The following is a 12,209-nucleotide window of genomic DNA, read 5'->3' as shown; positions in this document are numbered from 1 at the left end:
CTTTCCGGTCGGTCAGCCCGCGCCGCAGGAGACCGTCGGCCAGGTCCGGTTGCCGTTGTGCTGGATCGTCACGCCCCAGTTGTTGCCGTTGCCGTTGGGCCTGGCGGTCAGCACCTGGGCGCTGGGGTAACTGGCGGTGATGTTCCACGTCGCGATGATCATCGCCGGCGAGGGCACGTTCATCGTCACGGTCCAGTTGCTGGAGCCGCTGACGGCGACGTTGAGGTTGTAGCGGTCGCTCCACTGCTGGCCCGCGGACAACAACGCGGTGCAGCCGCCGCCGGGGTTGCCACCACCGCCGCCGCCCCCTCCTCCGGAGGAGGAGCCGTCCACCGTGATGTTGGAGTTTCCGCTGCTCTGATAGCCCTCTGTCGCGAGGATCATGTAGTCGTGGGTGCCCAGGTTCATCCCGTAGCGGGCCCATGCGTCGAAGTGGTTGCCGGCGGTGATGGTTCCGCCTGTCTTCTTCGACTGCCGGACGCTCCAGTACTGGTTGAAGGTCCGCGTGCCCTCGATGGAGGGGGCGTTGTACCGCGTCGTCTGGTAGATGTCGTACGTGCCGCCGTCGGTGGTGACCGTGCCCTTGTACGTGCCGGTGGGCCGGTAGGTGCCCCAGTTGTCGACGACGTAATACTCCACGAGCGGGTTTCTCGTCCAGCCGTAGAGGGCCAGATACGCGTTGCCGGACGGGTTGAAGCTGCCCGAGTAGTTCACGGTCCTGCGTCCGCCGGGGTTCCAGCCCTTGCCGGCGACGAAATTGCCGGTGTTGCTCCATGAGGTGCTGTAGTTGCCGCCGGATCCCAGGTTCATGGACACCGAACCGGGGCTGTCGGTCCAGAACGAATAGAAGTAGCCGTTGTTGGTGCCGGTCTGGTTGGAGGTTATGGGGGCCGCGTTGGCGATGCCGGGCGGCATCACGACGGCGACGACCAGCGCCACGACCAAGGCGCAGGCACGGCGGATGAGCATGTGCTTCCTCCTCGCGACGGACCCGAAATTATCGGAGTTGTGGCGAAAGTATCGGCGCGCCTTTGTTGGGCTGTCAACAAGGCCTGTCAGCCGACCAGACCTCGAGAAGTCATTTTTCCTGCTCAGTGGGACAAAACCCGTCGGTGAAAGTTTCGTACGCCTTCCGAAACGGCGGTTTATTCGATGGAGGGGTGTTTCCTGCCGCTTGTACAGTGGCTCCGGTCCGAACGGGGGGAGGGATCATGCGCGTGCACTATCCGCGTACCCCTCACCTGCCCTGGTCGCCCGGCGCGACCCCGGACGACCTGCGCGCGGGCGACCTGTCCGGGCTGCGCGGGCGCGAGGTCGTGGTCACCGAGAAGCTCGACGGTGAGAACACCACCCTGTACGCCGACGGGATGCACGCCAGGTCGCTCGACTCGGCCCACCATCCGTCCCGGGCGTGGGTGAAGGGTCTGCAGGGGCGGATCGGCGGACGGATCCCCACGGGCCGGCGCGTGTGCGGGGAGAACATGTACGCCCGGCACTCCATCGCGTACCAGGGGCTGGAGAGCTGGTTCTACGGGTTCTCGGTCTGGGACGGCGATCGGTGCCTGGACTGGGATCGCACGGTCGCCTTCCTGCGCGGCCTGGGGATCCCGGTGCCGCCGGTGCTGTGGCGCGGCGTCTTCGACGAGCGGGCGCTGCGGGGGTTGCGGCTGGACCTGGACCGGCAGGAGGGCTACGTGGTGCGGGCCGCCGACGGGTTCGGGCGGGAGGAGTTCGCGCGGCGGGTGGCCAAGTGGGTGCGGCCGCGGCACGTACGGACGGACACGCACTGGATGCACGCCACCGTCGTGCCGAACGCCCTGGGACCGGCCGCGGCGCTGTGGTCGGTGCGCTCGGGCGCGGACCCCGACGTGAGCGCCCTGCTGGCCGCGGTGGACCTGCCCGGACCCGGGACAGAAAGCACGACCCCGGAGACGGCAGCCCCGGAGACGGCGGCTCGGAAGGCGGCAGCCCCGGAGACGTCGGCCTCGGAGACGGCGGTCCCGCAGGCAGCGGCTCGGGAGGCGGTGGCGCGGGAGGCGACGGTCCCGCAGGCGGTGGTTCGGGAGGCGGTGGCCGAGGTGGCGGGGCGGTTGGACGCGATCGGCCGGTGTGGAGACGCCCGGCTGGCCGGTGTGCTGGCCGTGGCGGCGCACGCCATGCCGCGGGCCAGCCTGGCGGCGCGGCTGGCGGGGCCGCTCGGCATGCGGCCGGCGCGACAGGTCGCGGACCTGGTCGGGCTGCACGGTGCGCTGCACCGCCCGTACCCGGACGAGGAGCGGCGGGCCGGGCTGGGGCGCATGGCGTTGGCCGCCGACCTGGGCGTGCTGCACGCCGTGGCGGCGGCCGTACTGGCCGGACGGGCGGACGATGACCGTGACCAGGCCCGCGAGCAGGTCGAATGGTCGGCCCTGCACGCCGAGGACGCCGGACTGCTCGGACCGCAGCCGCTGGAGCCGCTACGCGGCGGCCTGCGCGAGGCCCTGGCCGGACTCGGCGCGGAGGCGGCCGACCGGTGCTGGGCGGAGGCCCGCGACTCCTGGGCCAGGGGACGCATCGCGACGGTCGAGGAGGCCGTGGCGGCGACCTGGCGGTGGCGCTCCAGGCCGTTTCCCAGGCTGGTGCAGCTGGTCGGGCCGTCGGGCAGCGGCAAGAGCACGTTCGCGGCCGGCCTGCCGGGGATCGACGCGTACCTCTCACTCGACGACCTGCGCGAGGCCCGGGGCTCGCGGGCGGACCAGCGGGCCAACCGGGAGGTGCTCGGCGAGGGCCTCGACCGGCTCGACGCCGCCCTGGCCGCCGGCGGCACCGTGGTGTGGGACGCCACCTCGCTCAACCAGCACCAGCGTTCCCTCGTCCACGCCGTGGCCCGCCGCCGCGACGCGCTGACCACGCACGCGGTCGTGCTGGTGGAGGAGGACGAGCTGCACCGGCGCAACGCCCGCCGCGCCCATCCGGTGCCCTCGCACGTGCTGGCCGCGCAGGCGCGCCGGTTCGTCCCGCCGTATCCCGGACAGGCCCATCGCACCTGGTACGTCGGGGCGCGCGGCACCGTCGACGACGTGGACGGAAGCTTGGAGGCGTGATGCGTACCAGCGAGGAGATCTACCACCGGATTCGCTGGGACCCTCGATTCGACCCGTCCCGGTTCGTCCTGGGAGTCGGCCAGCGGAACGCCGCCCCCAAGCGCGTCGCGCTGCCCGCTTTCACCCCGGGAGGCGACATCCCGTGGCACCGGGTGCTGTTCGTCGAGGCCGACGGCGAGCTGGTCTGGGACCGCGCCACGGGCCTGGACCGCGTCGACACCTGCGAGGCCGGCCGGGCACGCGACCCGCTCCGCCTGCGGCCGCCGTTCTTCACGGCCAGGACCCCGCACGCCTGGGATCCGGCGGGCGGATGGAGCGCCACCGTCGGACACGGGGGCTCCCGCTCCGCCACCGGGCACGGGGGCTCCGGCTCCGCCACTGGACACGGGCGCTTCGCCACCGGGCACGGGGGTCCCGGCCCTGCCACCGGGCACGGGCGGCCCGGCCCCGCCACCGGGCACGGGCGGCCCGGCCACGCGGCTCCGCGCGTGCTGACGTGGAACACGCTGTGGGACCGCTACGACAGCGATCGCATCGACACCGCCCGGCGCCGTCCCCTGCTCCTCGCGGCCCTGGAGGAGGCCGACGCCGACGTCATCGCCCTGCAGGAGGTCGAGCCCGCGCTGCTGTCGATGCTGCTGGCCGCCCCCTGGGTACGCGCCGGCTACACCCTCGGCACCGACCCGTACGGCCCGGACGTCGCCGACAGCGGCCTGCTGCTGCTCAGCCGCCTGCCCGTACGGGAGGCGGCCCGGCACGAGCTCGGCCCGCACAAGTCGGTGGCCGCCGTCGCCGTGGACACCGCCACCGGCGTCCTCGTCGTCGCCGCCACCCACCTGACCAGCGACCATTCCGGCGACGGGGCCGCCAGGCGGCGGGCCGAGCTGGCCAGGATCGCCGAGGGGCTGGCCGGCGTGGACGGCGACCTGATCCTGCTGGGCGACTTCAACGACGGAACGGACACCCCCGCCTCCGCGCTCGGCCTGCGCGACGCCTGGACGGAAGCGCACGGACCCGACCAGACCCCCACCTTCGACCCCGGCACCAATCCGCTGGCGGCGCTCGCCTCCCTGTCCGGCCGCGCCTCACGCCTGGACCGGATCCTGCTCCGCGGCCGGCCTCGGGTGATCTCGGCGACCCTGCGCGGCGACACGCCCACCCCCGAAGGGCTGTACGTCTCCGACCACTACGGGGTGGAGGCGGTCCTCGACCTCAGTGGTGCCGAGACCGGCGGGGTGCTCGACGTGCCGCCGACGGCGCGGACGGCCGTGGCGTGGATACCGCCGCAGGAGCTGTGGCCGGCGATCCAGGCCGTCCGCCGCGCGCACGATCCGCGGATCGACCGCTGGCCGCCACACGTCAACCTGCTGTTCGGCTTCGTGCCGGAGTCGGAGTTCGAGGCGGCGGCGCCCCTGCTGGCCGCGGCGGCCACCGAGGTCGAGCCCTTCACCGCCAGGCTGGAAGGGGTGCGTACGTTCCGGCATCGCGACCACTCGACGGCCTGGCTCGACCCCGCCGCCGGCGACCCTGTGCCCTGGGCCCGCCTTCGTCGCGCGCTCGAACGGCGTTTCCCCCGCTGCGAGGGACGCCCCGAAGGCTTCACCCCGCACCTGACGCTCGGCCGTACGGACGACCCGATCCGCCTGGCCGGGATGACGGCGCAGGTGGGAGAGCTGGTGCTGCTGTCGCGCCGCGCGGACGAGCCCATGCGCCCCCGGGCGCGCGTCGCGCTGGGCACGGGCGAGATCCGCTGGGTCACCGAGCCCGCGACCGGCGGGAAGGAGCAGCGGAACGACTCGGCCGATCGGGTGGCCAGCCGGCTGGCGGAGGAGCAGCGGAGCGGCTCGGCCGATCGGGTGGCCCGGCGGCTGGCGGAGGCGCTGCGGCCGGGCGTCGTGTCCGTCGCCGGATCCCGGCGCATGGGCTGCGAACTCCCCGGCGCGGACCTGGACCTGGTGGCCGCGCTGCCCGGCGAGACGGACATGGCCGAGGTCGAAGCCCGGGTGCGGGCCGCGCTGCCGGGCGTCGCCCGGCTGCGCCAGGTGATCGGCGCGCGGGTGCCGGGCCTGCGGTTCCGTACGGACGGGCTGGAGGTGGACCTGACCGTGGTCCCCACCGGATCGCTGCCTCCCGAGCAGGCGCCGGCCCGCCGCGCCGAGCTGGGCGAGGCGGCCGCGATCGCCTTGAGCGCGGTCAGCGACGCGGACGCGATCTGCGCCGCCGTCGACGGGCACCACGCCCGTTTCGCCGAGCTCGCCAGGCGGGTGAAGGCGTGGGCGCGGGCACGCGGCCTGGACTCGGCGCCGTTCGGGGGACTGCCCGGCCTGGCCTGGGCGGTCATGGCCGCGCACACCGTACGCGAGAGCGGCGACCTGCCCGCCGACGATCTGCTGAGCCTCTTCTTCAGTACGTGGGCCGCCTGGGACTGGCGAGACCCGATCGCCCTCGATCCCGCCCCGCCCCGGCCGGACCCGATCGCGGTGATGACGCCCAGCGCCCCCGTACGCAACTGCGCCCGCCAGGTCACCGCCGGCGGCCTGGACCTGCTCACCCAGGAGCTCTACCAGGCATGGGAGCTCACCGAGAGCGGCCGCTCCGCCGAGCTGCCCGCGCCGCCGCCCCTCCACCGGCGCCACGCCGCCTGGGCGGTGCTGACCGTACGCGCCGACGGCCCCGAGGAGCTCGACGCGACGCTCGGCCGCGTCAGAGGACGGATGCTGGACCTGCTCGCCGCCCTGGAGGAGGCCGAGGTCCGGGACGTCCACGCCTGGCCGCGCCCGTTCGAGACCGGTCCCCGATCGATTCGGTACGCCATCGGACTGGGCCGCACTCCCCCGCAGGCCGCGCGGCTCGGCGAGATCACCGGCCGCTGGGTCAGGGGCCTGCCCGGTGTCACGGTCGAACGGGCCGAGTGCGGCGCCGTACCGACCCTGACCTGACGGGCGCCGGTCAGGCGGAGGAGCGCCTGCGATACGCCCAGCCGCCTCCCGCCGCGAGCGCCACGACGCCCAGCGCCACCAGGGCGGCCACCAGCACGCCACCGCCCTCGTCCGAACCGCCGGACTCGGCGGCGGCGGGTTTGACGGTCGCGGCCTCCGTGGTGGCGGGCTCGGTGGTCGCGGGCTCAGCGGTAGAGGGCTCAGCCGTCGCGAGCTCGGACGTGGCGGGCTCAGCGGTGGAGGGCTCGGCGGCGGAAGGCTCGGCGGCGGAGGGCTCGGCGGTGGAAGGCTCGGCGGTGGAAGGCTCGGCGGCGGAGGTGTGGCGGACCCGGGTGGGGGTGCCCAGGGCGGCGATCAGTTCCCCGGTGAGCCCCTCGTCGTCGTCACGCCGCACGGGCCGGTCGCCGGCCGGCAGCCGCTGGTTGCCCGAGCAGCTGGACGTGGCCAGCGCCTCGTCGCGCCCGCCGGCGAACACCAGGTGGCGGGAGCCCGCGGCGAAGTCGTACCCGCAGGCCGGGCCCTCCTTGCGGGTGGAGACCCGGAACCACTCGCGAGCCTCCCCCTTGTAGACGTGGTCGGCGCGGAGGACGGCGATGACGTGCCCTCCGCCGCTCTGGTCCGGGCTCACGCCGACCCGCGTCACCGTGCCGGTGAACACGGCGACCGCGTCCTCCATCCGATCCTTCGCGGTCCGCTCCACGCACTGGCAGGCGGACGCCGTTCCGCCGGTGAAGATGATCAGCCCTGCCACGAGCGCGAGCAGGGCGAGAACGCGTGATGTCATGCCCTCTTGACGTACCGCGCCGAAGATCGGTTCGCCATCGCCCGTGGCCCGGCCTCAGTACCGGCCCTGGCAGCCCCTGCAGCCGGGCGGCGGCACCGGCCGGGCATCGCTCCGGCGCGAGCCGTGTCTTCCCACGAATTTTCCCATTTACGAGATCCCAGTTATTTGTTAACAAGGTTTATTAACGAATAGACCAGCCTAGCGAGGGACCCCATGGCGCGCTCTCGGCTCATCCTCATCCTGTTGTCGGCCTGCGCACTGCTGGCGAACGCCGGAGGTGTGGCGCTGGGAGCGGCCGCGCGGGCCGTACCGGCGACGACCGCCCTGACGGGATACAAGATCCAGTCCTCGGCGAAGGTGGCCGACTCCGGGGCCACGATCTCCACACCCGGTTACGCGGCCACCGGCTGGTATCCGGTGGGCCCCCGCTCGACCGTGCTGGCCGGGCTGCTGCGGAACAACGTCTACCCGGACCCGTTCTACTCCACGAACATGCAGTCGATCCCGACGGCGGACTTCGACGTGCCGTGGTGGTACCGCTCCGACTTCACCCTCGGCGACGAGTCCGGACTGCGGACCTTCCTCGACGTCAGCGGCGTGATCTCCAGCGCCGACGTGTGGGTGAACGGCACCCAGGTCGCCACCGCCGCCCAGGTGGCCGGGGCTTACACCCGCAACGAACGGGACGTCACCGCCCTGGTGCACCCGGGCGTCAACTCGGTGGCCTTCCGCGTCAACCCGAACAACCTGGACAACCACCTCACGATCGGCTGGATCGACTGGGTGCAGCTGCCGCGCGACGACAACATGGGCATCTTCCGCGACGTCCTGATCAGGCGCAGCGCCGACGTCTCGCTGCGCGACGCGCACGTGATCACGAACCTCGCGGTGCCGGCGCTCGACCGCGCCGACCTCACCATCAAGGTCTACGTCCGCAACGCCACCGGCAGCGCCGTGAACGCCACCGTCAGGGGCACGATCGGCTCGCTCGAGTTCTCGCAGGACGTGGCGCTGGCCGCGAACCAGACCAAGCGGGTCACGTTCAACCAGACGCTGGTCGACCCGCAGGTGTGGTGGCCGCACACGATGGGCGCCCAGCCGCTCTACGACCTGAACCTCACGGCGACGGCCGGCGGCGTGGAGAGCGACACGCTGACCCAGCGCTTCGGGGTGCGCAAGGTGGAGTCGGGCAAGAACGCGAGCGGCCGCCGCTACTACAAGATCAACGGCAGGCCGATCCTGATCAGGGGCGGCGGCTGGTCCCCCGACATCTTCCTCCGCAAGAACCTGGGCTATCTGGAAGACAGGATCCGCTACGTGAAGGACCTCGGTCTCAACACGATCCGCGTCGAAGGCCACCTGGACACCGACGAGCTCTACGACCTGGCCGACAGGTACGGCATCCTGACCCTGCCCGGCTGGGAGTGCTGCGACAAGTGGGAAGGCTCCTTCAGCAGCTCCGACTACCCGATCGCCAAGGCGTCCATGCAGGCGGAGGCCACCCGGTTACGCAACCACCCCAGCGTGATCTCGTTCCTGATCGGCTCGGACAACCCGCCGCCGGCCCAGAAGGAGAGCAACTACCTCGACGCCCTCACCGCGGCCGAGTGGCAGCTGCCGATCGTGCCCGTGGCCTCCGACAAGTCCAGCCCGCAACTGGGCAACTCGGGCATGAAGATGCCCGGCCCGTACGACTGGGTGCCGCCGAGCTACTGGTACAACAAGCGCGAGGGCGGGGCGTTCGGCTTCAACTCCGAGACCAGCGCGGGCCCCGACGTCCCGACGCTCGACTCGCTCAAGCGGATGATGACCACCGCGCAGATCGACTCGCTCTGGCAGAGCCCGAGCGCGACGCAGTATCACCGCTCGCCGTCGAGCACCTTCGACGACCTGACCATCTACCACAACGCCCTCAGAGGCAGGTACGGCGTGCCGTCCGGGCTGACGGACTACATGAAGAAGGCGCAGCTCGCCCAGTACGAGGCGGTCCGAGCGCAGTTCGAGGCCTACGGCCGCAACTTCACCGACTCGAGCAACCCGTCCACGGGCGTCATCTACTGGATGCTCAACAGCGGCTGGTCCTCGCTCCACTGGCAGCTCTTCGACTACTACCTGGACCAGGGCGGCTCCTACTGGGGCGCCCGCGAGGCCAACAAGCCGTTGCACGTGCAGTACTCCTACGACAACAAGTCCGTCGTCGTGGTCAACTCCGGCACCTCGGCCGCCTCGGGCCTGACCGTCAAGACGGACGTGTTCAACATGGACGGGTCCGCCAGATACGCCAACACCGCGACGGTCAGCGTCCCCGCCGACGGGGGCAAGGCCACCGCGGTGACCGTACCGGCCGTCAGCGGTCTCTCCACGACCTACCTGGTACGGCTGACGCTGCTGCGCGACGGCCAGGAGATCGACCGCAACGTCTACGCCCTGTCCACCTCGGACGACGTGATCGACTGGGCGAACAACGACTGGTACTACGTCCCGACCTCCCGCTACGCCAACCTGACCGGCCTCAACGGCCTGGCCCAGGCCCCCGTCACCGCCACCGCCTCCACGCCCTCCGACGGCAGGGTCACCGTGACGATCAAGAACACCGGCACCGGCGCCGTCCCCGCCTTCATGCTGGACGCCGACGTGCTCGACGCGGCGGGCAAGCCCGTGCTGCCGATCCAGTGGTCGGACAACGCGATCAGCCTCTGGCCGGGGGAATCCAAGACCCTCACCGCCACGTACCGGGCCTCCGACCTGACCGGCTCGCCGAGCGTGCGGGTGGCCGGGTGGAACACCGCTACGCTCACCGTCCCGGCCGGGCAGCCCGACACCCAGAACCCGTCCGTGCCCGGCAACCTGCGCACCACCGGCAAGACCTCGTCCAGCGTCACGCTGGCCTGGGACGCCGCCACCGACAACGTCGGCGTCACCGGCTACGACGTCTACAACGGCGCCGCCCTGGCCACGACGGTCACCGGCACCACCGCCACGGTCTCCGGGCTGGCGGCCGGCACGCCGTACACGTTCACGGTCAAGGCCCGTGACGCGGCGGGCAACTCCTCAGGACCGTCGAACGCCGTCACCGAGACCACCGGCACCGGCCCCGCCGTCCACCAGGCGGAGGACGCGACGATCTCGCAGGGCGTGGTGGAGTCCAACCACGCGGGCTACACCGGCACGGGGTTCGTGAACTACGACAACGTGACGGGCAGCTATGTGGAGTGGACGGTGAACGCCGCGACGGCCGGGCCGGTCACCCTGGAGTTCCGCTTCGCCAACGGCACCACGGCGAACCGGCCGATGGCCATCGCGGTCAACGGCACCTCGGTCACCCGCGACTTCAACGGCACCGGCGCCTGGACCACCTGGCAGACCGTCACCCTGACCGCCGACCTGGCCCAGGGGGTGAACAAGATCAGAGCCACCGCCACCACCTCGAACGGAGGCCCCAACGTCGACCGCCTCTCGGTGGGCTGACCCCGCCGCTCAGCGCTCGGCCCGGCGCCGGAGCAGCTCGGCGGTGTCCTGGTCGGCAGGCAGGAACGCCTCCAGGTGCAGCTCGGCGAGCGTGACGTCGGTCGCCGTCGCGAACGAGGTCAGCGTGGTGATGAGGCGCAGCTCCCCGTCCGCCGAAGCCAGCCTCATGGGGACGGAGAAGCCGAGATGCTCGGGCCCGACCGGCGCCTGGGGGACGTACCCGGCCAGTTCGGCGACGAAGTCGTCGAGGCGCGGGTCCGGGCTCCGGCGGGCCCTGGCACGAAGGTTCTCGATGACGTGCCGGCCCCATTCGGCCAGGTTGCTCACCCTGGGGGCCATCCCGTCCGGATGGAGCATGAGCCGCAGCATGTTGACCGGCGGTTCGAGCAGCTCGGGCGCCGCGCCCTCGGTGAACACCTCGACGGCGTCGTTGGCCGCCACCACCCGGCCGTACGGTGCGATGACGAGGGCCGGATACGGCAGGTGGCCGTGCAGGATCTGGTCGAGGGCGGCCCGGACCGGCCGCAGCGCCGACTCCTCCAGGCCCGACTCGGCGAACACCGGCGCGTAGCCGGCCGCGGTGAGCAGGTCGTTGCGCTCCCGCAGCGACAGCCCGAGCGACTCGGCCAGCCGGATCACGATCGCGCGCCCCGGCCGGGAGCGGCCGCTTTCGATGAAGCTCAGATGGCGCTGGGTCGTGCCGGCCAGCGTGGCCAGTTCGAGCTGGCTGACCCGGCGAAGCCCGCGCCAGCGTCTCAGCTCCGTGCCGACGCCGTGCTCCATGGTTGTGCTGCTCACCGCTCCGTTCTATCCGGTCTCCGTGCGGGCCCGCGATTCCCTCCGGGGAATTGCCGGCCACCCTGGCCGCCCCGCACGATCGTGCCCACTCAAGCAGAGCCGGAAGGACATCAGATGAAGAGCTACCGCCTTGTTCCCGGACGTGGCCTCGCCGGGCTGACGCTCCACGACCGCGACGAGCCCGAACCCGGGCGCGGGCAGGTCGTGGTCAGGATCCGCGCGAACTCCATCGGGTTCCGCGACCTGCGGGTGCTGTCCGGAGACTACCCGCTGCCGGTCACCCCCGGCGTGGTGCCCGGCTGCGAGGGGGTGGGAGAGGTCGTGGCGGTCGGCGCGGACGTCACCCGGGTCAAGCCGGGTGACCGGGTGGCGGCCACCGTCTTCCCGCGCTGGCTGGACGGCCCGTTCCGGCGCGAGGACGCCGCCCAGCTCGGCACCATGATCGACGGCGTGCTGACCGAGTACGCGCTGCTGAGCGAGGACGGCGTCGTGCACCTTCCCGGGCACCTGTCGTACGAGGAGGCCGCGGCGCTGCCGCTGGCGGCGGTGACCGCGTGGAACTCCCTGACCTCCGGCGGCACCCCGCACGCCGGCTCGACCGTGCTGACCCTCGGGTCGGGCGCCGTGTCGCTGTTCGTCCTGCTCTTCGCCAAGCTGGCCGGGGCCCGGGTCATCGTCACCACGTCCGGCCCGGCCAAGGCCGAGCGGCTGAGGGCGCTCGGGGCGGACGAGGTGATCAACTACCGGGAGAACCCGGACTGGTGGAAGGAGGTGCACGCGCTCACCGACGGCCGGGGAGCCGATCGCGTCGTCGACGCGACGGGCCCGCTGGAGCAGTCGCTGCGCTCGGTCTCGGCCGGGGGCGAGGTCGCCTTCGTCGGCTACTGGCTGTCCGGCGCCGAAGGGGCCACCCCCATCGACCCCGCCACCCTGTTCATGGCCGGTTCGGTGCTGCGCCGGATCGCCACCGGCAGCCGGGCCCAGTTCCTCGAGCTGAACCGGGCCGTCGAGGCGCACCGGCTGCGCCCGGTGATCGACCGGGTGTTCCCGTTCGAGCAGGTCCCGGACGCCTTCGCCTACTGCGAGTCAGGCGGCGGCTTCGGCAAGGTGATCATCAGCCACGCCTGACCCGCTCGC

7 protein-coding genes are annotated in these 12,209 nt (G+C 72.3%); 4 read left to right on the top strand and 3 right to left on the bottom strand.

What is annotated here, in order from left to right; genetic code table 11:
* Nucleotides 1-12 precede the first annotated feature (12 nt).
* Nucleotides 13-969, bottom strand: coding sequence for a glycoside hydrolase family 11 protein (locus tag ACFKCF_RS35170; protein ID WP_394499597.1), 957 nt, complete (start codon nucleotides 967-969; stop codon nucleotides 13-15).
* A gap of 242 nt (nucleotides 970-1,211) precedes the next feature.
* On the opposite strand from ACFKCF_RS35170, the gene ACFKCF_RS35165 reads away from it, so the two are divergent.
* A complete protein-coding gene (locus ACFKCF_RS35165; protein ID WP_394499596.1) occupies nucleotides 1,212-3,083 on the top strand; it encodes an RNA ligase family protein in 1,872 nt (623 codons plus the stop codon).
* Nucleotides 3,083-6,022 carry a poly(A) polymerase gene (locus ACFKCF_RS35160; protein WP_394499595.1) on the top strand — a complete coding sequence of 980 codons (2,940 nt, stop codon included), beginning with the start codon at nucleotides 3,083-3,085 and terminating at the stop codon, nucleotides 6,020-6,022. The genes ACFKCF_RS35165 and ACFKCF_RS35160 overlap by 1 nt, the downstream gene beginning before the upstream one ends.
* Before the next feature lie 10 nt (nucleotides 6,023-6,032).
* Here ACFKCF_RS35160 and ACFKCF_RS35155 read toward each other — a convergent pair whose 3' ends face one another.
* Nucleotides 6,033-6,806: a hypothetical protein gene (locus tag ACFKCF_RS35155; protein WP_394499594.1), complete on the bottom strand. Its 774-nt coding sequence runs from the start codon at nucleotides 6,804-6,806 to the stop codon at nucleotides 6,033-6,035.
* A 213-nt stretch (nucleotides 6,807-7,019) separates the two neighbouring features.
* Here ACFKCF_RS35155 and ACFKCF_RS35150 point away from each other — a divergent pair, with 213 nt between their 5' ends.
* Nucleotides 7,020-10,274: a glycosyl hydrolase 2 galactose-binding domain-containing protein gene (locus ACFKCF_RS35150; protein WP_394499593.1), complete on the top strand. Its 3,255-nt coding sequence runs from the start codon at nucleotides 7,020-7,022 to the stop codon at nucleotides 10,272-10,274.
* A 9-nt stretch (nucleotides 10,275-10,283) separates the two neighbouring features.
* On the opposite strand, the gene ACFKCF_RS35145 is transcribed toward ACFKCF_RS35150, so the two are convergent.
* The gene (locus ACFKCF_RS35145; protein WP_394499592.1) at nucleotides 10,284-11,072 is read right to left on the bottom strand and encodes a helix-turn-helix domain-containing protein; all 789 of its coding nucleotides are present in this window, start codon (nucleotides 11,070-11,072) and stop codon (nucleotides 10,284-10,286) included.
* 114 nt (nucleotides 11,073-11,186) lie between these two features.
* Here ACFKCF_RS35145 and ACFKCF_RS35140 point away from each other — a divergent pair, with 114 nt between their 5' ends.
* On the top strand, nucleotides 11,187-12,200 hold the full coding sequence (locus ACFKCF_RS35140; protein WP_394499591.1) for an NAD(P)-dependent alcohol dehydrogenase: 1,014 nt from the start codon (nucleotides 11,187-11,189) through the stop codon (nucleotides 12,198-12,200).
* The last annotated feature ends 9 nt before the right edge of the window (nucleotides 12,201-12,209 follow it).

The organism is Nonomuraea sp. JJY05 (genome assembly GCF_043496855.1).
Lineage (GTDB): Bacteria > Actinomycetota > Actinomycetes > Streptosporangiales > Streptosporangiaceae > Nonomuraea.
The sequence above is the reverse complement of the archived record's forward strand: the minus strand, read 5'-3'. Positions and strand labels throughout refer to the sequence as shown.

Bases quoted from the DNA above. Each gene is read 5' to 3' on its own strand.
- ACFKCF_RS35170 (WP_394499597.1), bottom strand. From the start codon at position 969: ATGCTCATCCGCCGTGCCTGCGCCTTGGTCGTGGCGCTGGTCGTCGCC.
- ACFKCF_RS35165 (WP_394499596.1), top strand. From the start codon at position 1,212: ATGCGCGTGCACTATCCGCGTACCCCTCACCTGCCCTGGTCGCCCGGC.
- ACFKCF_RS35160 (WP_394499595.1), top strand. From the start codon at position 3,083: ATGCGTACCAGCGAGGAGATCTACCACCGGATTCGCTGGGACCCTCGA.
- ACFKCF_RS35155 (WP_394499594.1), bottom strand. From the start codon at position 6,806: ATGACATCACGCGTTCTCGCCCTGCTCGCGCTCGTGGCAGGGCTGATC.
- ACFKCF_RS35150 (WP_394499593.1), top strand. From the start codon at position 7,020: ATGGCGCGCTCTCGGCTCATCCTCATCCTGTTGTCGGCCTGCGCACTG.
- ACFKCF_RS35140 (WP_394499591.1), top strand. From the start codon at position 11,187: ATGAAGAGCTACCGCCTTGTTCCCGGACGTGGCCTCGCCGGGCTGACG.